We start from the raw sequence: 22,668 nt of genomic DNA, 5'->3' as shown, positions 1-22,668 counted from the left end.
GTTATGGATTTCCAGGCCGTACAAACCGGCCTTCAGGAGTTCCTCGAGCGCGGGGGCCCCGTCCTGGTTGTCATCATGGCAACAACATTTGTGATGTGGGCCTTTATCCTCGAGCGCTTTGCCTATTTCTACATGGCCCATGAGGGCTTTGCGAAATCGGCAAAGAGGGAGTGGAATGCGCGGGCAGACCGGCAAAGCTGGTATGCCCACGCCATCCGCGACCAACTCATCTCGGAGGTCAAATCGCGTTGCGATCAGAATGTCGAGCTGGTGAAAACCCTCGTCGCTGTCGCTCCGCTCTTCGGACTGTTGGGAACAGTGACCGGCATGGTCTCGGTTTTCGACGTCATGTCGATTTCGGGTTCCTCGGACGCCCAGGCCATGTCGGCCGGTGTTTCGCGGGCCACGATCCCGACCATGGCTGGCATGGTGGCGTCCCTTTCGGGGCTCATCTTCGCCAACCAGATCGAACTCCTTGCCAAGCGTCGCGTGTCGAAGCTGGCGGACGAGCTCGAGATTGGTGAGGGGGCTGTGATATGAGACGCCGTCAAAAGCACCAGGATGACCAGGCGGAAGTGAACATGACGCCGATGCTCGACATCGTGTTCATCCTGCTCATCTTCTTCATCGTCACCGCCACCTTCCTGTCGGAAGAAGGCATCGACATGCGTCCGCCTGCGGACAATCCGAACGATCCGCCGCCGGATGCGGCACCGCCGATCGTGATCCAGGTCGACGGGGACAATGAGATCTTCGTCAACCAGGTTCGGACCGATGTCGATCGCGTGCTGTCAGCCGTCAACCGCTTCCGGGCGGAAGAGCCGAGCTCGGCAGTGCTTCTCGAGGTCTATGACGAAGCTGATCACGGCATCATCGTTCAGATCTGGGACGAAATGGGCGCCAATGGCGTGCCGGTTTCGATCCAGCGTCAGACCGACGGATAGGGGAGGTTTTCATGGCTAGACGTGCAAGCCGCGTGAATACCGAAGAGGAAGACGTCGAGCTGAACATGACGCCCATGCTGGACGTTGTTTTCATCCTCCTGATCTTCTTCATCGTGACCTCCGTCTTCATCAAGGAGCCGGGTGTGGACACTGTCCGCCCCGACGCCGTGACCGAAGGGCGCGAGAACCCCTCCATGCTCGTTGCCGTGACTGCGGACAATGAGGTGTGGGTCAATCGCCGGGTCTATGAGATGAATGAGCTCCGCGGGGTTATCGAGCAGTTGCTGCAAGAAAATCCCAAGGGTGAAGCCATGATCCAGGGTGATGAAGGTGCCAATATCGGTCTGATCCTCGACGTCCAGGAGCTCCTCATGGAGATGGAAGTCGATGTGAAGATTTCGACGTTGCAGTAGCGAGAGGAAAGAAAATGGGAAGTTTCATTCGTCTCGTTATCGGCGTCCCGCTTGCGGCGATCATCACGGTGTTCCTGTTCTATGTGATGCAGGATCTGATCAAGACCGATGCCGTCGAGCAGGAGCAGGAAGCCGAGGACATCGTCTTCTCGATCAATGATGAAGTGGCCGAGGTGGAAGCCCGCCGCCGCGACACCACGATCGAGGATGTCCAGCAGGTCGATCCGCCACCCCCGCCGCCGCAGATCGAGCGGCAGCGTGCGGAACAGCCGTCGGAAGGTCTCGCCACCGTCATGGGTGCGATTCCGGATTTCGAGGCCCCGCAGCTCAACTCGGACAGCGTCAATTTCTCGGTCTCCGACCGTGATGCACAGCCGCTGGTCCGGATCGAGCCGCAATACCCGCTTCGTGCTGCGGAGCGCGGGATTGAGGGCAGCTGCTGGGTTCGCTTCGATGTGACGCCGGACGGAACGCCGACCAATATCGACATCTATCGCTGCGACAGCTCCTTCTTCGAGCGCGCATCGACCCGGGCTGTCGAGCGTTGGCGGTACAATCCGAAAGTCGAAAATGGTGTTCCTGTCGCCCGCCGTGGCGTGGAGACCCGCTTCGACTTCCGCTTGGCCGAATAGTGATCCGGGCGCGGCGGGCCTTGGCCTGCCGCGCTCCACTGGCCACCTGGGATGAACCAAGGACCAAGGCGGTCCGCATCCCGTGAGATTTTGGAAAGCCGACCCGGGGAGTTGGGGTCGGTATGAAGGAGCCATCGATGATCCGTTTCAACGGTTTCGATACATCGGGCCTGTTGCGCTCTGTCGCGACCCTTGCCCTCGCCGTTTCGCTGGCCGGGGTCATGATCTCCGACGCCGATGCCCAGCGCCGGCGGAATAATAACGAGGAAGACTCCGAGCAAAACCAGGCTGAGCGGGTTTTCTCGGCGGCGATCGGCCAGATTGTGCTGGAAGCCCAGGAATTCCAGGCCAATGACCAGTTTCAGGAATCGATCACAGCCCTGACGCGGGCCTTGGGCAATTCCGGGATCAACCCGTATGAGCGGATGATTTCGCTGCAGATGCGGGGGCGTGGATATTATGAGCTGGAACAGGTTTCACGTGCCATCCAGGACTGGGAAGCAGCCATCGCCACCGGCGCCATGCTGCCCCAGGAAGTCGCTGACCTGCGCATCAATATCGGCCAGCTTTACATTGCCGAGGGTCAATATTCGCAGGGCATCCAGGCACTCGAAGCTGCGGTCGCCGTGCTCGGCAATGAGGGCATCAATCCGCGCGTGATGCGGATGCTGGCGCAAGCCTATGCCCAGGCTGAGCGTTATCGCGAAGGTGTGGTGTGGGCCGAGCGTTTCTGGAACGCCCAACCGGCGTCCGAGCGGGTACGCGGTGACTATTCGCTGATGCTGTTCTTCTATCAGCAGCTCGAGCGCGTCCCGGACCAGTTCCGCATCATTGAAGAGATGGTGCAGCGCTGGCCGACCGAAAAGAGCAATTGGCGCTCCTACGCGTCGCTGCTGGCACAGACCGGTCGCGAGCAGGATGCGTTCGAAGCCAACAAGATCATGTATATCAACGGCATGCTCACCGAGAGCCGTGAGATTGTGGCGTTGGCGCAATACTATTCCTTCTATGAATACCCCTATCGCGGTGCCGTCATCCTTGAGCGCGAGCTCAACTCCGGCGCTGTCGAGCGGACCCGTAACAATCTCAACCTCCTGGCCAATATGTGGCGCCAGGCGCGCGAGTGGGAGCGGGCCATTCCGGTGCTGCGCCAGCTGGCTCAGCTGACCGGTGACGGGGATGACTTCCTCAAGCTGGCCGAAGCCCTGTGGCAGCGCCGCCAGCTGGATGAAGCCGAAGATGCCTTCACGGAAGCGCTCAACCGCGGCGGTCTTGACCGTCCGGGCGACGCATGGACCTTGCTGGGCAATGTGCGGGCCGAGCTGGGCCGCGAGGAATCGGCACTGGCGGCCTTCCGCGAAGGTGCGCGCTACCCGTATTCCCGCCGCACCGCCAATGGCTGGGCGACCTTCATCACCAACCGTCAGCGGGCGGCACGCGACCGCGTGCGGATTCGCGAGCAGGTCCGTCAGGACGAGTGCCGTTTCTCGATCAGCGATTTGCTCGAAACCGCCACCCTGCTGGGTGATGTCGACGAGAATGGTCGCATCGTGGTCGATGTACCGGAGCGTTGTTCCGACCTCTACAACGTCCATGGCGAGCAATTGAGTGAAGTTGCTGAAGCGGAAGCTTCGGAGGCCGACGCTGGCTGATCCCGACGTCCAAAACCAAAAATGATTGACGCCCCGGCTGCTGCAGCCGGGGCGTTTTTCATTGTGCGAAGAACGGTCCGGTCGCGCATCTCGCGCTTCGGGCCTTCAAAACAACCCCAAATAGCCACATTCCCGCCGTCTTGGCCGCCGAAGCTTTCATTACATGACGGTAATGACGGGCTGGGGAGTTCGCGTCATGACTTGGGGAGAAGCACATGGACAGATCGGATCGCCCGGCGTTTGGCGCCGGATGGCCCCGCCTTGCAGTGGCGGCGCTCATTCTCGTTCTCACACTCACAACGACAGGCCTGCCGACCGCACTTGCGCAAGATGATGACCGACCGGCCGGCGTGTTGTCGCCGGGCGTGGGGAGCCGGTTGCTCGAACTGATCGAACTCGAGGGGCAGGAAGCCTGGAGTGAGGCCGTGGCGGGCTATACAGCCCTGATCGATGGCCGGGCGCTGAGCGCCTATGAACGTGCCGTCCTGCTGCGCCAGCGCGGCCGCGCCCGCTACGAACTGGACGACATGTCCGGCGCGATCAGTGATTGGCGCACCGTCATCTCGCTGGCTGTGCTGCCTGACGAGGAGGTCAATGCCCTGCGCATCAATACCGGCCAGCTGCTGATGGTCGATGGCCAATACCGGGCCGGGATCAACCAGATCGAGGCGGCGTTGGCGCGTGGTGTCACCCTGAATGCCGACCTCGCCATGCGGTTGGCCCAGGCCTATGCCCAGGACGAGGATCATGATGGCGGTCTGCCGCATGCCCGCAACTATTATCGCCTGACCGAAGCCGAAGGCGCGGACGGGCGGCAGCACTTCTCGGTCCTGCTCTACTATTTCCAACAGCTCGGGCTCGTGACCGAGCAGTTATCACTGATGGAGGAGATGGTGGCCCGCTGGCCGGCCGAGAAAGCCAATTGGACCAGCTATGCGTCCCTGCTCGCCCAGACCCGCCGCGAGAGCGACGCCTTCGAGGTCAATCGCATCATGTATCTGGGCGGCATGCTGACCTCGAGCGAGGAGCTGGTGCGGCTGGCGCAGTATTATTCCTATTACGACTATCCCTATGGCGGTGCGGTGATGCTGGAGCGCGAGCTCAATGCCGGCCGTGTCGAGGCGTCGGTCCGCAATATGCAGCTTCTGGCCAATCTCTGGCGTCATGCCCGCGAGTGGGAGCGTGCCCTGCCGGTGCTGGAACGTGTGGCCACGACCTCCGGTATCGGGCGCGACTATGAGGCCTATGGCGAAGCACTCTACCGGGCGGCGCGGTTTTCCGACGCCGAGGCGATGTTCGTCCAGGCGATCAATCGCGGCGGCCTCGTCCGGCCCGGCGATACCTGGACCTATGTCGGCAATGCCCGCATGGAACAGGATGATCTGACTGGCGCCACCCGCGCCTTCCGGCGCGCGCTGGAGTGGGAGTATTCCCGTGCAGCGGCACAGGGCTGGTTGGAATTCATCGCCTCGAAGCGGGAGATTCTCGCGGCCGGAGAGCGACTGGAAAGGCTGACCACGATCGAGACCTGCGAAATCGCGATCGAACGCGCCCGTCGCCAAGTGGTGGTGTCCGAGGACGAGTATGACAGCGAAGGGCGCCGCGTACTCGATATACCGGCCATGTGCGAGCCCTGGTTCGACACCTATGGCAATCGCCTGCCGGCGTCGGAACGGATCTGACCGGCCGGACTTGCGGTCGGCGCGACGCCCGCGCATGACCCCGCAATCGCCCCAATTGACCGCGATTGCGCCCCGCTTCTGCCCCGACCGGGGGCGAGGCTGACAGTGCGGCGAGGCCTCGTGTTGTGAGGCCGACCCGCACCGGCCAACCCGACGCCGGTGGACGGCGCCGGGCCCCTGGCCGGATCTTGGGGCATACCTCTGTGAGGCCATGCAGAACACGCCCGTGGGGAGGCTTGTTCAATGACAGCCATGATCCAGAATCTTCGTACCCCGATGGTCTTGCCGGTTGCGGCCGCGATCACCGTCGGACTTTTCCTGCTGATGCGCGATTTGATCGCCGTTCCGATGGTGGAGCGGGTGCAGCAAAGCGAGACGCCGCGCTTCGTGATCAACGACGTTCCCGACGACACCGAACTGGATGTTCGCATCGACATCACCGAAATCCCGCCGGTCGAACCGCCGCCGCCGATTGAACGCCTGCCGGTGGATCGCGCGGTGCCGACCGATCCGGGCGATGGTGTCACCTACGCCCTGCCGCCGGTGGCGCCGACGGAGATCAGCCATACAGGTGGCCTGGTCACGCCGGATCGTTCGCCCATGCCCATTGTCCGCATCGAGCCGGTCTTCCCGGCGCGAGAGGCCTCCCGGGGCAATTCCGGCAGCTGCACCGTGATCTTCGACATCACGCCGCAAGGTCAGACCACCAATATCCGGTCCCTGGCCTGCGACAGCCGCGCCTTTGAACAGGCGACACTGAACGCCGTCAGCCGCTGGCGCTACAACCCGCAGATTGAAAATGGTCAACCCATCTATTTCCGCGGTGCGACGACAAGGCTCGACTATCGTCTTGATGGATAGGTAAGGGGCGTGGGGGGGCTGTGCCCCCCACGCAACCCATCCAATGTTTGTCATCCCTGATGGACGCCCCGCAAAGGCGGGGCGAAAGTCAGGGACCTATGTGATTGCAACCAGTTAGGTCCCCGTCCTGCGTCCGGCCTACGCCGGACATCCGACGGGGATGACAAAACGCATGCTACAATTTATAATTGCATTCATGTTCCACGTATATCTTCTTGCCTCCCACAAGAACGGCACGCTCTATTGCGGTGTCACCCGCGAACTACTGGCGCGGGTCTATGCTCACAAGGTTCGCGAGGCGGGCGGGTTCACTGCGCGTTACGGCGTCGACCAGCTCGTCTGGTTCGAGAGCCATGAGCTGGTGAATAACGCGATCACGAGGGAAAAGCGGATCAAGCGCTGGCGGCGGGCCTGGAAAATCAATCTCATCGAGACGACCAATCCCGACTGGCGCGACCTCTATTGGGAGATGGGCGGCGTTGACCCGCGCGAAGTGGTGCCGGATGGCATGCGGGCATGGGAAAGCGACAAAGTCTGATCCCGTTTGTCATCCCTGATGGACGCCCGGCGAAGGCCGGGCGCAAGTCAGGGACCTAGATGTTTGACCAGTTGGGTCCCCGCCTTCCGTCCGGCCTTCGCCGGACATTCAGCGGGGATGACAAGGGGAGATGGCGTGGCAACGAAAAAGGCCCGGATCGATTGATCCGGGCCTTGCTCATTCACTCACACGCGCCGCTACTCCGCCGCGATGGCTTCCACCTCATCGTCGGCCAGGCCGACGACCATCAGCGCAAACGCCCAGTTGAGGGCGGTTTCGCGCAGGCTGTCGAAGCGGCCGGAGGCGCCGCCATGGCCGGCTCCCATATTCATCTTCAGCAGGGTCAGGCCGTCATCGGTGCGGCGGTCGCGCAGCCGGGCGACGAATTTGGTCGGCTCCCAATAGGTGACGCGCGGATCGGTGAGGCCACCCGTGGCCAGGACATGGGGATAGGCCATTTCCTGGATCTGGTCGTAGGGCGAGTATTCGATCATCGTCTGATAATCGGTCGCGCTTTCGATCGGATTGCCCCATTCCGGCCATTCCGGCGGCGTCAGCGGCAATTCCGGATCCGACATGGTGTTGATCACGTCGACGAAGGGAACAGCGGCGATGGCACCGGCAAACAGGTCGGGCTGCAGGTTGATCGCGGCTCCGACGAGCAGGCCACCGGCCGAACCGCCATAGGCGACGATCTGGCCGCGGGACGTATAGCCGAGCTCGGCGAGAGCTTCACCGGCCGAGACAAAGTCGCGGAAGGTATTGATCTTCTGCTCGAGCTTGCCGTCCAGATACCATTGATAGCCATTGGCCATGCCGCCACGGATATGGGCGGTGGCATAGACCATGCCGCGATCGACCAGTGATAGCGGCGTGACGCGGAAAGCGGCCGGAATGGTGATGCCGTAGGAGCCATAGCCATAGAGCATCAGCGGCGCGCTGCCGTCGATCGGCGTGTCGCGGTGGTAAAGGATGGTGACCGGGATCTGGGCCCCGTCATGACCCGGCGCCATGATGCGACGGACGACATAGTCTTCCGGATAGTGACCCGATGGGACTTCCTGGCGTTTCAGCAGCGTGCGCTCCTGGCTGCGCAGGTTGAAGTCATAGGTCTCTTCCGGCGTTGACGGGCTTTCATAGGAGAAACGCAGAATGTCGGTGGCGAACTCGTATCCGGCCGAGGCGCCCAGCGAATAAGCCTCCTCGTCGAAGTCGATATTGTATTCTTCACCGGTGGCGTATTCGTGGACGACGATACGCGGCAGGGCGTTCTCACGCTCGACGCGAACCTGCCAGTCAGCAAAGCCGATGACGCCATTGATCAGCGTGCCGGAACGATGCGGGACAAAATCTTCCCAATTTTCGCGGCCGGGATTGTCGAGCGGGGCCGACATGATCTTGTAGTCGACCGCGCCGTCGATATTGGTCCGGAAATAGAAGCGGTCACTGGCTTCGGTGAGATAGTATTCGACATCATCCTCACGCGCCGCGATCAGGACCGGCTCGGCGGCCGGATCATTGGCGTCGATCAGCCGCATCTCGTTGGAGGTGTGACCGCCGGCATTGATGATGATGTGGTTGTTGTTGTCGCTCAGGCCGACCGAGACGAAGAAGCCGTCATCGGGCTCTTCATAGACCAGCTCGGACGGGCCGCCATTGGCGGGCTGGCGATAGACGCGCTTGGAGCGGCCATTATCGTCACGCCAGACCCAATACAGGGTGGCACTGTCATTGGCCCAGGTGAAATCGCCCGAGCTTTCATCGGTCAGGGTCGCGACGATGGCGCCGGTGGCCACGTCCTTGACCCGGATTTCATAGTATTCCGAACCGCGCACATCGACGCCGAAGGCGACATAGCGGTGGTCGGGCGAGTGTTCCATGTCGGAAAAATCGAGATAGTCGAAATCGGCCGCTTCGGCATCGCCATCGACCAGGACTTCTTCCTCACCCATCGGCTCACCGGTTTCCGGATCGACCGGACGGCGGGCAAAGACCGGATACTGGCCGCCTTCGCGATAGCGGGTGTAGTAGGCATAGTCGCCATCGCGCTCGGGGACCGAGCTGTCATCTTCTTTGATGCGGCCGCGGATCTCCTGGAAAATCCGTTCCTGCAGCGCCTCGGTCGGTGCCATGACATTGTCGAGATAGGCGTTTTCCGCGTCCAGGAGCTCGCGGACATCGCTGTCCAGAACTTCCGGCTCGCGCATCACCTGCTGCCAGTTTTCGTCCTTGATCCACTGATACTCGTCGACCCGGGTAAAGCCGACCTGTTCGATGGTGACCGGGCGTTGTTCGGCGCGCGGCGCTTCAAGGCCCTGGGCGCGAGTGATCAGGGCGCCATGGGTGTTGACGGCGGCGGTGGTCGCGGCCGGATTGTCGGACGTCATGTCAGTCTCCTGGCTGCAGGCGACGAGTGCGAGACCGGCAAGTCCCACGCCCATCCGCCTGGCAAGCGGCAAATAACGCATCTGTTTCCCCTCAAGTGTGTGGCCTACTTCTCGCCGTCGCCGGGCTTAAAGTCCAGCACGCCGCCATTGGTGCAAAAGCGCTGACCGGTCGGCTGTGGCCCGTCGGGAAAGACATGGCCGAGATGGGCGCCGCAATTGGCGCAGTGGATTTCGGTCCGCGGCAGGCGCAGTTTGAAATCGGTCTTGGTCTCGACATTGTCGCCCTCGACGGGCTGCCAGAAGGATGGCCAGCCGGAACCGCTGTCATATTTGTGGTCCGAGGCGAAGAGCGGGATGTCGCAGACCTTGCAGTGATAGCTTCCGTCGCGCTTTTCGGCGTTGAACGGGTGGGTGAAGGCGCGCTCTGTGCCTTCCTCGAAAGCGATGGCATGGGTGTCGGCATCGAGCTTGGCCTTGAGGGCCTCGATCTCGGCAGCACTCAGTCGTGGCATGGTTTACTCCGGCGTGGCAGGGGGCGTGGCAGCGGTATCGGGCGCCGGCAGGCCATGGGCCTCGCCGCGCTTCACCGACAATATGGGCGTGGTCAGGCAGATGACCAACAGCACCGCACCCAGCCCGACCATCGGGATCAGGGCTGACAGGTTCGGACCGAGCTGGCCGACCACGACGCCCATCAACACGGCACCGGCCGGCATGCCGCCGAACAGGCCGAGCTGGTAGACCGACATGACACGGGCCAGCTTGTCCGGCGGGGCCTGTTCCTGGACCACTGAACGCGACAGCGAGATGGCCACACCGGCACCCAGCCCCCAGCCGAACACCAGCAAATAGAGCGACCAGAAGGGCAGGTGGAAATAGAAGGCCCCGGTCGCCATCACGGTCACCGCCTGGGCCAGGATCAGCGCCCGTCCGGGCCGCTCGATCTGGCCGAATTTCACCAGCGCCACATTGGCGACCAGGGCGCCGACCCAGAAGGCGACCATCAGGCTGGCAATCTCCGGAAATCCGCCGCCATAGCTCTCGCGGATGATCAGCGGGATCAGCACCAGGAAGGAGCCGCCCACGACCAGAACGCCGAGCGCGATCATGATCAGCGTCATCGGCATCAGCACCGGAGAGGTGAAAACGGCCTTCACCCCGTCGGCCAGGTCTTCCATCGGGTGGGCGGTGGACTTGTCACGCTTGGAGCCCAAGCGCGGCAGGAAGGCGGCGGAAACGCCACCAATGCACAGGCCGGCGGCCTGCATCAGGAAGAGCGCGCCGGGGCCGGTGTAGGCGGCGAAATAGCCGACCGCCATGCCGGCGATCTGGGCCCCGAACTGGACCGCCGAGGCCATCACGACCGCCCGTTGCAGTTCGATCCCGCCATGGCGGGTGCGGGCCGAGATGCGGACCACCGGATTGATGGCGCTGTCGCGGGCCGGCATGACAAAGCCGCCGGCGACCCCGATCAGCAGGGCGAAACACACCATCACCCAATAGGTCAGATGGCCGGTCAGCAGCATCAGGCCCAGCGCGCCCGCCGACAGGCCGGCGAAGATGTAGAAGTAGAAGACAATGCCGCGCCGGTCCTTGCGCTCGGCTAGCACGCCGGCAAAGGGCAGCAGCAGCATCATCGGTGCCGTCAGCGCGGCCTGCGCCAGTCCGAGCCGTTCCGGGCTTTCCTGCAGGGTGAAGGTGATGACACCGGGAAACAGGGTGGTCTGCAGGCCGAATCCGAAAAACCAGCCGGCCACGAGGACCAGATAGGCGCCGAAGGGCGGCATGCGCAGTTTGCGATTGCCGGCGAGGGGACGAAAAACGGGCAAGGGGTGATCGGGTCTCGTGCGGACTGGGGATCGCCGTTTCTGTGATCCGGCGTGATTTGTATTGCGCCTTGTCTAGCAACATGTTGGCCTTAAGCAAATCGGACTGGTCCGAAACAGAGCCAAATGGGGCGAATAATGAAATTCATCAAACCCGGCCTCGGCCTCCTTCTCGCGGCCTTCCTGATCTTCATGGGGTTGCAGAAATTCGGTGATGCCAATCCCGTTTTCCAGTACATCGCGGAGCAGTCGGGCCTGGCCTTCTTTGAGCCACAGGTTCGGGTGCTGACCGGTGTGTTGGAGATTCTTGCCGCCGCGCTCCTGTTGGCCGGGGTTTTCCTCAAACGCTTCGAGGGTTTCGGCGCGGCCCTGTCGCTGGCTGTGATCGGCGGTGCGATCGTCTTCCACCTCTCGCCCTGGCTCGGCATCAATGCCCCGGTCGCCTTCACGGCAGATGGCGGCTATGAGCGCTCGCCCATGTTGTTCGGCATGGCGATTGTCTTTGCGGCTGTCGCGGCGGTGGTGACATGGATGGACCGGGACAAGTTGCCGCTTGTCGGCAAGGGGTGACCGCGACGGCGCGATTGCGCCGTGCATCCCTACCATTCATTAACGCGCAGGCCTCATCCTGTCCGGCAGACTGGATCTGACAGGCCCGACAATGGCGAATGCCGAACCCTTTGAGCTCAACGAGCCCGTTGCATCTCGCACGCGTGCGATCCTGGCCAAGCGCCTCGCCGACATTGTCGGTCTGCCGTCGAGCCGGATCACGCCGCGCGAGCGCTGGATCGTGGGCGATCTCCTGTTTGATGTGATCCGCGCCAGCGATGTCGATCTGCGCAAGCGTTGCGCCAAGCGCCTGTCCGGTTTGAGCGATGCGCCGCACCGCCTGTTGCGCACGCTCGCCTGTGACGAATACGAGGTCGCCGCGCCGATCCTGGAAGATTGCCTCGCCCTGTCCGATTTCGACATGATGGAGGTCGCCCGGGTCGGCAAGCTGCAGCACCGCCTGGCCCTGGCCAAGCGCGAGAACCTGTCGGCGACCGTCTCGGCGGCCCTGGCCGCCGGTAGCGAAACACCGGTGATTGAACGCATCCTGCGCAACAAGACGGCCGTCCTCGCCATGCCCACGGTTGACCATCTGGTCGGCATGGCGGCGGATGAGAGCAATTTCGCGCATTTGCTGATCCGCCGCGAGGAATTGCGTCCGACCCAGGCCTTCCGCCTGTTCTGGACCTGCGAACATGTCGACCGCTACCAGATCCTCGAGCGCTTCGCCGTTGATCGCACCATTCTCATCGACGCCTCCGAAGACATCTTCCCGATGGCCGCCGAGGAGGGGTGGTCCGATCCGATGGTGAGCCGGATCCTGCGCTATATTGATCGCCGTCAACGCAATCGCGACGCCGCCGAGCTGAGCCCCTATGGCTCGCTGGAAGGCACGATGGAAGCGATGTCGATGGACGGGGCGCTGCCGGAAATCATCACCGAAATTTCGACCCTCGCCAATGTCGATCGCCGCCTGGTGCTGCAAATGGTCGACGACATGGCCGGCGAGCCGGCGGCGATCCTGTGCAAGGCGACGGGCATGAAATGGGCCAGCTTCGAGCATTTCTGGCGCGGCCTCGGCCGTTCCTTGACCAGCGAACCGGTGGCCCAGGCCCGCAAGGTCTATGACAGTCTCTCGGTGGAAAAAGCCCAGACGGTGCTGCGCTACTGGAACCTGTCCATGGAAGACAAGGGCGGGAAATAGGGGGCTTCTTTGGGGCCTTCCCCTTGATGGGGAAGGTGGGCCGAGGCGGAGCCTCGGGTCGGAAGGGGTGAGGCGCGAGAGTGTTCTGTCACCGACCGCCTGTCACCCACTCCGTCTTGTCGCTGGCGCGACAATCCACCTCGCCCATCAAGGGCGAGGACCTTGTGACGATCGCCTAGCTCTGCCGCCGCTCCAGCTCCCAGACCTGCCCGGCCGCAAAGCTGCCGTCCGGCGCACTTTCCTGCCGGGTCATCCGGATCCCGTCCGCATTGATATCGATCAGGTTGAAGCTGGCCGTCTCCTGTCTTGTCCGGCGCGAGAAGGTGGTGCCGGTGCCGATGAACCAGCAGGTCTGATCCGGATCGGGCGCGGGCAGGACGAAGGTCTCGTGCAGATGGCCGGTCAGGACCAGATCGCAAGCGGCTGACAGACGTCGGGCGGCGGCAAGTCCGTTGCGGGTGGCCGCGCGTGGATCGTCGGGACGCGGCGCGATCAGCGGGTGGTGACAAGCCAGGACGCGGACCCGGTCGCCGGCCTGGGCGAAACCATCGAGCGCTTGGGCGATGTCTCGGTCGGCGGCGCGGCCCAGAGACCAGTCGGGGCGCCATTGTGCGCGGCGGGCGGTGTGCAGCGTCTCGGCCTGCAGGGCTTCGTTCCGCCAGGCAGGTTTGATCTGGTGACCCAGGGCACGCTCAAAGCGCCGCCAGGGCCGCAAGGCCCGTTCGACCGGGGCGTAGACCGGGACGTCATGATTGCCCGGCCGGCCCACGACCGGTTTGCCAATGCGTTCAAACATTGCCGCTGCCGCATTCAGTTCACGCCAGCGCGCCGCCTGGGTGAAGTCGCCGGCCGCGACGATCAGATCGGGCTCAAGCGCCGCGCAGGCCGCCTCGAAACCGGCCACCAGTTCCGCGTCTTCGGCGCCGAAATGCAGATCGGCGATATGGATGATACGGGTCATTCGGACGGCTTCAGCACGGTAACGGGGTCGGGAAGGCGGGCGATGCGGGCGTGGCGCCCGAGCGTCAACGGTTCGCCGTCAATCATGGCGGCAAGCGGTTTGCGCGAGCGTATCTCTGCGACATTGAACGCGATCGGTCGGGTCCGGGCATCGGGATTATCGGTGCGGGTCAGCGTATCGACGGGCGCAGCGGCCATGTCGCCGATATGCCGCCAGCGGGTCAACACGGCCGCAAAGCTCGTGGCTTCACCCTGCTGGTCGGCCGTTTCCGGATCCGGCGCGATGGTCTCGTGCAGCGGATCGGTGGCGAGGGTGACATAGAGGCCGGAGGCGCGACCTTTCGCCGGGCGATCGTCAAAGCGGCATGTCAGGCGCGGCCGGAAAGCCTGTCCCAGCGAGGCGATGGCGTTGCGCATGGCGCCGGCCAGTTTGTGGCGTCGATCTTCATCACGCAGGCTTTCGCGGGCCCGGGCGAGGGCAGTCGGGAAACCGATCGCGGCCGCGATCAGGAAGAGATGGCCGTCCAGCGCGCCGGCGGTGAGGTCATGCCGCTCAAACCCGTCAGCCTCATCAAGCAGACTCAGCGCATCGCGATCGCCGTAGAGCGCTCGCGGCAGGAGATTGGCGGTTCCCAGCGGCAGGGGGAGAAGGGGGAGCGGGCAGCGCGCCTCCATCGCCGCCGCCGTGACAGCGCGAATCGTCCCGTCTCCGCCGGCGATGGCGAGCGCGTCGACACGGTCGAGCTTGATGGCGGACAGGACCTTTGCCGCGTCGCCCTCCAGTGTTTCCACTTGCTGCACGCTGTCATGCGCCTTGAGCGCGTCCAGCAGCGGCGCGCCCTCACGGGCCAGCGTGCCGCCGCGCGGATTGATGATGATGGCAAGGCGAGGCATCGGGGCCTTTGTGTCTGCGTGGGTCTGACTCTGGGGCGATTGAGCCGTGGCGTCCAGTGCGGCGGCTGGACGGAGGCTTTGGTCCACAGGAGCCGACATTTGGATGGTGTCGTGGTGGTCTTGCCATTCGGGGTCGCGCCAGTGACGCCAGTCGCGGTCGGTACGCGCCACCAACCCGAATATCCCTACTGCAAGTGCGTCTGCATCTTCCCGGCCGCTTTATCTGGTCAAGACTCGTCTGAGAAGCTAATTACCGGGGAAGCAGCGTTATCGCGCGGGGAGTTTCCATGTTCTATGGCATCAGCCTGACCGCCATTCTGGTGGCGCTCTGGCTCACCTTGTCCGGCCCGTTCACCCTGTCCGGGGATTATCCCATCGTGATGGGATTGGGCTTGCTCAGCATCATCGGCACGGTCGCCTTGACCTACCGTATGCGCATTGTTGATCGTGAGACCGTTCCGATCGGTCCGGCATTGGCGCTGTTCACCTATTGGGGCTGGCTGGGCGGCGAGATCGTCAAGGCCAATCTGGCGGTGCTGCGTCTGGTGATGAAGCCGGAAGTCGAGGTCGAGCCGCGCCTGATCCGGGTGTCGGCAGAGCAACGCTCCGATCTGGGTCGCAGCGTGTTCGCCAATTCGATCACGCTGACGCCGGGCACGGTGACGGTGGATGTCGAGGATGACGGTTTCCTGGTCCACGCGCTGGACAATTCCTTCACCGACCCGGCCGGATTCGCGGAAATGGGCGCCCGTTCGGATGTTGCTTCCGACGGCCGCAAGACGGGTATGGCAACGGGAGAGGCGAACTGATGACCTTCCTGACTTTCCTTGTCGCCATCGGGATGGCCGTGGCGATGGCCATCATGCTGGCCCGACTGTTTGCCGGTCCGACGCTTTATGATCGCGTGCTGGCTGCCAATTCCTTCGGCACCAAGACCGTGCTCTTCCTGCTGGTCTTTTCGGCGCTGGTCGGGCGCCAGGATGCCATCGACATCGCGCTGCTCTACGCGCTGATCAATTTCGTCGCGACCATCGCGATCCTGAAATTCTTCCGCTATCGCTCGCTGGAAATCGCCCTGGCGCAAATGTCGCTGCGCCGGGCCCTGGACGGGGATTACGAGAAATGAGCGCCGCCGAGATTTTCCAGCACGCCCGCGACGTCTTCTCGATCGGAGCCCTGGCCGTCGGCCTGGTCTTCGTGATCGCCGGTGCGACGGGCGTGATGCGCCTGCCTGATTTTTACACCCGCATGCATGCGGCCGGCGTGACCGACACGCTGGGCGCCGAGCTGATCATTCTCGGCCTGATCGCCCAGGCCGGTGACTGGCAGACTGCCGCCAAGCTGGCCCTGGTCGGTCTTCTGCTCTTCCTGACCAGCCCGACCGCAACCCACGCGATTGCCAATGCCGCGCACCGGGCCGGACAGAAGCCGGACCTGTCGCATTTCAAGCCGAAACATCCGGCTGATACCGCCACGTCGGAGGGTCCGAAATGAACCATGCCGATCTGACCCAGTATCTGGACTATTTGCTGATCGCCATGTTGCTGGCGGTCGGTTTTGCGATCGTCCGCCTGCGCAACCTGTTCGCCGTGGTGATGCTGACGGGCGTCTACTCGCTGCTGTGCGCCGCCTGGTTCGTGTCGCTGGATGCGGTCGACGTCGCCTTCACTGAAGCCGCGGTCGGCGCCGGTATCTCGACCGTGCTGATGCTGGGCGCCATGCTGCTGACCGCCCGCGAGAGCGAGCCGGCCGGGGCGGGGCGTCACTGGGCCGCCTTTGCGGTGGTCGCCGCTGCGGGTGCGGCGCTGTTTTTCGCCATCCCGGACATGCCGGTCTATGGCGATGCCGAGAGCCCGGCCAATGCCTATCTCGGCCGTGACTTCATGGAGCGGACGCCGCAGGACATTCAAATTCCCAATGTGGTGACGGCCGTGCTGGCCAGCTATCGCGGCTATGACACGTTCGGCGAGACGGTCGTCGTCTTCACTGCGGCTTTGGGCGTGATGTTGCTGCTGGGCTTTGGCTCCGGCGCGCGTCGCAAGGATGAGGAGGAGGATTGATATGTCACCGCACCTGATCCTTCGGGTCATTTCCAAACTCCTGATCCCGCTCATCGTGGTGTTCGGGCTGTATGTTCAGTTTCATGGTGATTTCGGTCCCGGTGGCGGCTTCCAGGCCGGTGTCATCATCGCCGTCGCCGTCATCCTCTACGCGCTGATTTTCGGCATGGACGAGGCCCGCCGCGCGGTGCCGCCGACCGTCGTGCGTTACGGCGCCGCTGCCGGTGTGCTGATCTATGCCGGTGTCGGGATTGCGACCCTGCTCATGAACGGGGCCGGCGAGCCGCTGAACTTCCTTGATTATGACGCGCTGCACCCCGACCAGGGCCACCATACCGGCCAGCATTACGGCATCCTGCTGGTCGAGCTCGGCGTTCTGACCACGGTGTCGTCGGTGATGCTGGCGATCTTCTATGCCTTTGCCGGCCGGGTGCCGGATATCCCGGACGAGGAGTGGTAGCGATGCTGGAAATCCTCGCCGAACGTTTCAACTACATCCCCATTATCATCCTGATGATGATCGGGCTTTACGTGGTCATCGCCACCGGCAATCTGGTCAAGCGACTGGTCGGCCTGTCGCTGTTCCAGACCTCGGTCTTCCTGCTCTACATCACCATCGGCAAGGTGTTTGGCGGCGGGCCGCCCATCATCGCCGATGACGGGAATCACGGCGAAGATGCCGGTCATGGCGCCGAAACCGCTGATCATGCGGCGGCCGCCACCGACCACGCCGCCGAGGCGGCCGATCATGCCGTTGATGCGGCCCATCAGGCCGCTCAAGTCCTTTACTCGAACCCGCTGCCGCACGTGCTGATCCTGACCGCGATCGTGGTCGGCGTGGCGACGCTGGCGGTGGGTCTGGCACTGGTCGTGCGCATCCGCGAGGCCTACGGCACCATCGAGGATGATGCGCTCAATGCCGCCGATTATTCGCTTGAATCCGGGAGCGCCGAATAATGCAGTTTCTGGCTGACTTCCTGCCGGCGGGCCTCGCCGTGCACGCGCCTGCGCTGATTGTCGTCATACCGCTGATCATGGCGGCTGTCGCAGCGCTGATGCCAAACGGGCGACTGGGCTGGCTGGTGACGCTGATCACCGCCGCCATCGTTGCCCTCTTCGCCCTCAACCTGCTCGGTCAGGTCGTCGAAAGTGGCGTGATTTCCTATCATCTGGGCGGTTGGGCGCCGCCGATCGGTATCGAATACCGCGTCGACATGCTCAACATTCCGCTCCTGCTTGTGGTCGGCATTGTCGGGCTTTTGTGCGTGATCTACGCCCTGCCGAGCGTGGGCGACGAGATCGCCGAGAACAAGCAGGCGCTGTTCTATTCCGCCTTCCTGGTGTGCTTTGCCGGCCTGTTGGGCGTGACCATCACCGGCGATGCCTTCAACGTTTTCGTCTTCCTCGAAATCTCCTCGATCGCCACCTACACCATCATTGCGATGGGGGCGGGCAAGGATCGGCGGGCGCTGACGGCGAGCTATAATTATCTCGTCCTCGGCACGATCGGGGCGACCTTCTTCGTGATCGGCGTCGGCTTCCTCTACATGGCCACCGGCACGCTCAACATGGCCGACATGGCGGCGATCCTGGAAGAGACCGGCCATAACCGGGTCACCCAGGCCGCTTTTGCCTTCATCGTGGTCGGGCTGGGCCTCAAGGCGGCGATGTTCCCGCTGCATGTCTGGTTGCCGAATGCCTATGCCTTCGCGCCGAATTTCGTCACCGCCTTCCTCGCCTCGACGGCGACCAAGGTGGCGTTTTACGCGCTGATCCGCTTCCTGTTCTCGGTCTTCCATCCCGATGTCAGCTTCGTGTCGATGTCCTTCACCTGGCTGTTTGCGGTCGTCGGCACCATTGCCATGGTGGTCGCCTCCCTGCAGGCCGTTTTCCAAACTGATGCCCGGCGCCTGCTGGCCTATTCCTCGGTCGCCCAGGTCGGCTACATGATGCTGGGTCTGGGCATGGGGACGGCGGCGGGCCTGTCGGCCGGTATTCTTCACCTGATGAACCACGCCCTGATGAAAGGCGCCCTGTTCATGGCGCTGGGGGCGTTTGCGCTCAATTTCGGCGTTCGCCGGATCAAGGACCTGGCCGGGATGAGCAAGACCATGCCGGCGTCCGCCATGGCCTTCACCATTGCCGGCCTGTCGCTGGTCGGCGTGCCGCTGACCGTCGGCTTCACCTCGAAATGGTATCTCGTCACCGCGGCGCTGGAGCGCGGCTGGTGGTGGGCGGTGGCGGCGCTGATGCTGTCCTCCCTGCTGGCCCTGGCCTATGTCGCCCGGCTCCTGTCAGCGATCTGGATGGATGCGCCGCCCAGCCATCATGGCGAGCTGACGCAGCGCCGGCTGGCACCGTGGATGGTATTGGTGCCGATGTCGGTGCTGGCGCTGGCCAATATCTACTTCTTCTTCCACGCCGACCCGCTGGTCTGGCTGGCCCGGTCGGCGGCGAATGCCGTGATGGGAGGGAATTGATCTGATGTGGACGCCTGAACTCTCCCTCGCACTGGCGCTGGTCATTCCGGCCATGGGCGGTGTCTTCGTGGCCCTGCTGGGCTCGCGCCCGAATTTGCGCGAAGCGGCGACCCTGATCGCTGCCGTGCTGCTGGCCTTCAATGTTGCCTATCTGGTGGAGGTGGCCCAGGGCCATCCGACGCTGAACCTGGCGACGCTGGCGCCCGGTCTGCACCTGGTCTTCAAGCTGGAACCGCTGGGCGCCATCTTTGCCGCCGTCGCCTCGGGCCTGTGGATCGTCAATTCGCTGTATTCGATCGGCTATATGCGCGGCAATAACGAGAAGAACCAGACCCGTTTCTATGTCTGTTTCTGTATCGCCATCGCCGGTGCCATGGGCGTGGCCCTGTCGGGCAACCTCCTGACCATGTTCCTCTTTTACGAGGTGCTCACCCTGTCGACCTATCCGCTGGTCACACACAAGGGTGATGCCAAGGCCAAGCGGGGCGGGGCGATCTATCTCTCCATCCTGCTGGGCACCTCGATCGGCCTGCTTCTGCCGGCCGTGATCGCCACGCATTTCCTCGCCGGATCGACCGACTTCGTGGCCGGTGGCCTGCTGGCCATCAACGAGATCACGCCGGCGATCTCCAGTGTGCTGCTGGTCCTGTTCGCCTTCGGGATCGGCAAGGCGGCGCTGATGCCGGTCCATCCCTGGCTGCCCAACGCCATGGTTGCACCGACCCCGGTCTCGGCCCTGTTGCACGCCGTGGCCGTGGTGAAGGCCGGTGTCTTCGCGATGCTGAAAGTGGGCACCTATATCTTCGGACCGGGGCTGATCGCCATCACTCCCGCCGCCGACGCGCTGGCCTGGATTGCCGGTATCTCGATCGTGCTGGCCTCCGTGGTCGCCATGACCAAGGATAATCTGAAAGCCCGGCTGGCTTTCTCGACCGTGTCGCAGCTGTCTTATGTGACGCTGGGCGTGATGCTTGGCTCGCCGCTGGCCATGCTCGGCGGGGCGCTGCAGATCGTCATGCACGCCTGGGGCAAGATCACCCTCTTCATGAGTGCCGGCGCGATCTATACCGCCACCGGCAAGACCGAGATATCGCAGATGGACGGGCTGGGTCGCTACATGCCGTGGCTGTTCATCGCCTATACGGTCGGTGCGCTGTCGATCATCGGCCTGCCGCCGCTGGGCGGCTCCTGGCCGAAACTCTTCCTGCTGCAGGGCGCCTGGGACAGCGGGCATGGCTGGCTGATGGTGGCGCTGATTGCCTCCTCCATCCTCAATGTCGCTTACCTGCTGCCCTTGTCGGCGCGCGGTTTCTTCTCGCCGCCGGCCGAGGCCAAGCTGAAGAAACAGCCGCCCATGCTGGTCATCCTGCCGCCGGTCATCACGGCCGCCGGGGTGATCGTGCTCTTCTTCCTGATCGGACCGCTGCGTGACTATCTGGCGCCGGTCTTCCTGTCGTCGAACCTTGCTGCGGAGGCCGCACTGTGAGCGATCAAAACGGCAAACATGATGAATTGATCCACCCGGTCGCCCGGCCCTTCCTGTGGCTCGACGCGGCGTGGCTGAAATCCTCGATGATCTGGATTTTCCTGGTCGCGACGCTTGGTTTCGTGGCCGTCGATTTTTTCCATCACCGCCATGAATACGTGCATCTGGCCGAGTTCTACGGCTTTTACGCCATGTGGGGCTTTGGTGCCTTCGTGCTGGCGGTCATGGTCGGCTGGTTCGTCATTCGGGGCCTGCTCGGCCGCGAAGAGGACTACTGGGATGGCGATGACACAGATGAGGAGGGCCAGTCATGATTGAAGCCTTCTACGACGTCTCACCGGCCTGGCCTGTCATCATTGCCGGCCTGCTGGCCGCCGCCTTTCCGCTTTACCAGGTCCGCAAGGGCCTCGCCCTGTTGGCGCCAATCCTGGCGCTGGGTCTGTGGTTCAATGCCCCGTCCGGCGATCATCTGGGCGGTATCATCGAGCTGGGCGGGTTCAGGCTGGAAACCTTCCGCTTCGATGGATTGTCGCGGATCTGGGGCCTGATCTTCATCATCGCCGCCTTCATCAACGGGCTCTACGGCCTGCATGAGAAGGATCGCGTCGCCGATGCGTCCGGCCTGATCTATGCCGGTGCCGGCCTCGGTGCCGTCTTTGCCGGTGACCTCCTCTCGCTCTTCTTCTTCTGGGAGCTGACGGCGATCTCCTCGGTCTTCCTGATCTGGGGCGCGCGCAACCAGGCCGCCTACAAGGCCGGCCTGCGTTATCTGGCGATCCATGTCCTGTCCGGCGTGCTTCTGCTCACCGGTGCGGTGATCCGGGCCAGCGAGACCGGTAGCTGGGCCTTTGACGAGACCCTGTCGATCGAGACGCTGGGCGGTTTCCTGATCTTCATCGCCTTCGGTATCAAATGCGCCTTCCCCTTCCTGCACAACTGGCTGCAGGACGCCTATCCCAAGGCCACCATTACCGGCGCCGTCGTGCTCTCGGCCTTCACCACCAAGCTGGCGGTTTACGCGCTGGCGCGGGGCTATGCCGGCACCGAGCAGCTGATCTGGATCGGCGCGATCATGACCGCCTTCCCGGTCTTCTTCGCCGTGGTCGAAAACGATCTGCGCAAGGTCTTGTCCTATTCGCTCAACAACCAGCTCGGCTTCATGGTTGTCGGCATCGGTGTCGGCACCGAGCTGGCGATCAATGGCGCCGCGGCGCATGCCTTCGTGCACATCATCTACAAGGCGCTTCTCTTCATGAGCATGGGCGCGGTGTTGATGCGGGTCGGGACGGTGAAAGCGTCCGAGCTGGGCGGGCTGTTCAAGTCGATGCCGGCCACCACCGTCTTCTGCCTGATCGGGGCGGCGTCGATCTCGGCCTTCCCGCTCTTCTCCGGCTTTGTCGCCAAGGCGCTGACCCTGGCGGCCGTCGCCCAGGACGGGCATTGGTTGGTGTGGCTGGTCCTCGTCTTTGCCTCCGCCGGTGTGCTCGAGCATTCGGGCATCAAGATCCCGTATTTTGCCTTCTTCAGCCATGATCGCGGCCATCGTGTCCGCGAGGCGCCGGCCAATATGCTGATGGCGATGGGGATCGCGGCCCTGATCTGCGTCTATCTCGGGGTGAATTACGGTGTGCTCTACGAGCTGGTGCCCTTCCCGGAGGCGGCGCTGCATTATGAGCCCTACACGTTCGACCATATCGTCGGGCAGATGCAGCTCTTGCTTGGGGCCATGTTTGCCTTTGCCTTCCTGGTCCGGATGAAATGGTATCCGGACGAGAAGCGGGGCGTGAATATCGACACCGACTGGTTCTACCGCCGCTTCCTGGCCGACACGGTCAATTGGGGCCACGCCATGTTCGGCCGTTTGTGGGCCTCGCTGGGCAATCTGGTCACCGGATTCCGGACCCGGACGGGTGGAAAACTGTTCGAGGTATTCAGTCCTATCGGTGCCCTGAGCCGGGATATCCCCAGTGGATTGCTCGCCATCTGGACCAGCGCGCTGCTGGCGATCGTCCTGCTGATCGCCTATCTCGCACCTTAAGTCTCAAAGGCTTGCATGAAACAAGAGGGCGCAACTCGCAAGGGTTGCGCCCTCTTTCTTTG

25 protein-coding genes are annotated in these 22,668 nt (G+C 63.3%); 20 read left to right on the top strand and 5 right to left on the bottom strand.

All coding sequences use genetic code 11. From position 1 onward, the window contains the following. Positions 1-3 precede the first annotated feature (3 nt). From AWH62_RS13800 to AWH62_RS13765, 8 genes are all read left to right on the top strand, one after another. A complete protein-coding gene (locus AWH62_RS13800) occupies positions 4-540 on the top strand; it encodes a MotA/TolQ/ExbB proton channel family protein (protein ID WP_075191073.1) in 537 nt (178 codons plus the stop codon). After that, positions 537-944, top strand: coding sequence for a biopolymer transporter ExbD (locus AWH62_RS13795; protein ID WP_075191072.1), 408 nt, complete (start codon positions 537-539; stop codon positions 942-944). The genes AWH62_RS13800 and AWH62_RS13795 overlap by 4 nt, the downstream gene beginning before the upstream one ends. 11 nt (positions 945-955) lie before the next feature. Continuing rightward, positions 956-1,357, top strand: coding sequence for a biopolymer transporter ExbD (locus AWH62_RS13790; protein ID WP_075191071.1), 402 nt, complete (start codon positions 956-958; stop codon positions 1,355-1,357). A gap of 14 nt (positions 1,358-1,371) precedes the next feature. Next, a complete protein-coding gene (locus AWH62_RS13785; protein WP_075191070.1) occupies positions 1,372-1,989 on the top strand; it encodes an energy transducer TonB in 618 nt (205 codons plus the stop codon). A gap of 137 nt (positions 1,990-2,126) precedes the next feature. Next, positions 2,127-3,641, top strand: coding sequence for a tetratricopeptide repeat protein (locus AWH62_RS13780; RefSeq protein ID WP_075191160.1), 1,515 nt, complete (start codon positions 2,127-2,129; stop codon positions 3,639-3,641). A 215-nt stretch (positions 3,642-3,856) separates the two neighbouring features. Next, entirely contained in the window at positions 3,857-5,323 is a 1,467-nt protein-coding gene (locus AWH62_RS13775; RefSeq protein WP_075191069.1) for a hypothetical protein, read from the top strand. Positions 5,324-5,566: 243 nt separating this feature from the next. Further along, complete coding sequence (locus AWH62_RS13770) at positions 5,567-6,184, top strand: energy transducer TonB (protein WP_083635206.1); 618 nt, start codon at positions 5,567-5,569, stop codon at positions 6,182-6,184. Between the two features lie 196 nt (positions 6,185-6,380). Next, positions 6,381-6,722: a GIY-YIG nuclease family protein gene (locus tag AWH62_RS13765; RefSeq protein WP_075191068.1), complete on the top strand. Its 342-nt coding sequence runs from the start codon at positions 6,381-6,383 to the stop codon at positions 6,720-6,722. A gap of 197 nt (positions 6,723-6,919) precedes the next feature. Here the strand turns inward: AWH62_RS13765 and AWH62_RS13760 are convergent, their stop codons facing one another. The 3 genes from AWH62_RS13760 to AWH62_RS13750 are packed head-to-tail and all read right to left on the bottom strand — an operon-like array spanning position 6,920 to position 10,938. After that, the gene (locus tag AWH62_RS13760) at positions 6,920-9,190 is read right to left on the bottom strand and encodes a S9 family peptidase (protein ID WP_075191067.1); all 2,271 of its coding nucleotides are present in this window, start codon (positions 9,188-9,190) and stop codon (positions 6,920-6,922) included. Positions 9,191-9,213: 23 nt separating this feature from the next. Then, positions 9,214-9,621, bottom strand: coding sequence for a peptide-methionine (R)-S-oxide reductase MsrB (gene msrB, locus AWH62_RS13755; protein WP_075191066.1), 408 nt, complete (start codon positions 9,619-9,621; stop codon positions 9,214-9,216). 3 nt (positions 9,622-9,624) lie between these two features. After that, positions 9,625-10,938: an MFS transporter gene (locus AWH62_RS13750; protein WP_075191065.1), complete on the bottom strand. Its 1,314-nt coding sequence runs from the start codon at positions 10,936-10,938 to the stop codon at positions 9,625-9,627. Between the two features lie 135 nt (positions 10,939-11,073). Here AWH62_RS13750 and AWH62_RS13745 point away from each other — a divergent pair, with 135 nt between their 5' ends. After that, positions 11,074-11,505: a DoxX family protein gene (locus tag AWH62_RS13745; protein ID WP_075191064.1), complete on the top strand. Its 432-nt coding sequence runs from the start codon at positions 11,074-11,076 to the stop codon at positions 11,503-11,505. A 91-nt stretch (positions 11,506-11,596) separates the two neighbouring features. Beyond that, entirely contained in the window at positions 11,597-12,688 is a 1,092-nt protein-coding gene (locus AWH62_RS13740) for a DUF2336 domain-containing protein (protein ID WP_075191063.1), read from the top strand. Between the two features lie 175 nt (positions 12,689-12,863). On the opposite strand, the gene AWH62_RS13735 is transcribed toward AWH62_RS13740, so the two are convergent. Next, positions 12,864-13,649 carry a metallophosphoesterase gene (locus tag AWH62_RS13735; protein ID WP_075191062.1) on the bottom strand — a complete coding sequence of 262 codons (786 nt, stop codon included), beginning with the start codon at positions 13,647-13,649 and terminating at the stop codon, positions 12,864-12,866. Then, positions 13,646-14,542: a diacylglycerol kinase family protein gene (locus tag AWH62_RS13730; protein ID WP_158025634.1), complete on the bottom strand. Its 897-nt coding sequence runs from the start codon at positions 14,540-14,542 to the stop codon at positions 13,646-13,648. The genes AWH62_RS13735 and AWH62_RS13730 overlap by 4 nt, the downstream gene beginning before the upstream one ends. Positions 14,543-14,829: 287 nt before the next feature. On the opposite strand from AWH62_RS13730, the gene AWH62_RS13725 reads away from it, so the two are divergent. The 10 genes from AWH62_RS13725 to AWH62_RS13680 are packed head-to-tail and all read left to right on the top strand — an operon-like array spanning position 14,830 to position 22,606. Next, complete coding sequence (locus AWH62_RS13725; protein WP_075191060.1) at positions 14,830-15,351, top strand: Na+/H+ antiporter subunit E; 522 nt, start codon at positions 14,830-14,832, stop codon at positions 15,349-15,351. Beyond that, positions 15,351-15,668 (top strand): monovalent cation/H+ antiporter complex subunit F, encoded by a 318-nt coding sequence (locus tag AWH62_RS13720; RefSeq protein WP_075191059.1) that lies wholly within the window; start codon positions 15,351-15,353, stop codon positions 15,666-15,668. Before AWH62_RS13725 ends, AWH62_RS13720 begins: the two co-directional genes overlap by 1 nt. After that, a complete protein-coding gene (gene mnhG / locus AWH62_RS13715; RefSeq protein ID WP_075191058.1) occupies positions 15,665-16,036 on the top strand; it encodes a monovalent cation/H(+) antiporter subunit G in 372 nt (123 codons plus the stop codon). The genes AWH62_RS13720 and mnhG overlap by 4 nt, the downstream gene beginning before the upstream one ends. Next, entirely contained in the window at positions 16,033-16,602 is a 570-nt protein-coding gene (locus tag AWH62_RS13710; RefSeq protein ID WP_075191057.1) for a DUF4040 domain-containing protein, read from the top strand. Before mnhG ends, AWH62_RS13710 begins: the two co-directional genes overlap by 4 nt. 1 nt (position 16,603) lies before the next feature. Next, positions 16,604-17,062 (top strand): Na(+)/H(+) antiporter subunit B, encoded by a 459-nt coding sequence (locus AWH62_RS13705; protein ID WP_075191056.1) that lies wholly within the window; start codon positions 16,604-16,606, stop codon positions 17,060-17,062. A gap of 2 nt (positions 17,063-17,064) precedes the next feature. Then, on the top strand, positions 17,065-17,559 hold the full coding sequence (locus tag AWH62_RS13700) for a cation:proton antiporter subunit C (protein WP_075191055.1): 495 nt from the start codon (positions 17,065-17,067) through the stop codon (positions 17,557-17,559). Continuing rightward, a complete protein-coding gene (locus AWH62_RS13695) occupies positions 17,559-19,082 on the top strand; it encodes a monovalent cation/H+ antiporter subunit D family protein (protein WP_075191054.1) in 1,524 nt (507 codons plus the stop codon). Before AWH62_RS13700 ends, AWH62_RS13695 begins: the two co-directional genes overlap by 1 nt. 4 nt (positions 19,083-19,086) lie before the next feature. Continuing rightward, the gene (locus tag AWH62_RS13690; RefSeq protein WP_075191053.1) at positions 19,087-20,568 is read left to right on the top strand and encodes a proton-conducting transporter membrane subunit; all 1,482 of its coding nucleotides are present in this window, start codon (positions 19,087-19,089) and stop codon (positions 20,566-20,568) included. Beyond that, on the top strand, positions 20,565-20,882 hold the full coding sequence (locus tag AWH62_RS13685; RefSeq protein WP_083635204.1) for a hypothetical protein: 318 nt from the start codon (positions 20,565-20,567) through the stop codon (positions 20,880-20,882). The genes AWH62_RS13690 and AWH62_RS13685 overlap by 4 nt, the downstream gene beginning before the upstream one ends. Continuing rightward, a complete protein-coding gene (locus AWH62_RS13680; protein WP_075191052.1) occupies positions 20,879-22,606 on the top strand; it encodes a Na(+)/H(+) antiporter subunit D in 1,728 nt (575 codons plus the stop codon). Before AWH62_RS13685 ends, AWH62_RS13680 begins: the two co-directional genes overlap by 4 nt. The last annotated feature ends 62 nt before the right edge of the window (positions 22,607-22,668 follow it).

This window comes from Maricaulis sp. W15 (genome assembly GCF_001924955.1).
GTDB classification, from domain to species: domain Bacteria; phylum Pseudomonadota; class Alphaproteobacteria; order Caulobacterales; family Maricaulaceae; genus Maricaulis; species Maricaulis maris.
This window is presented reverse-complemented; position numbering and strand designations above follow the sequence as displayed.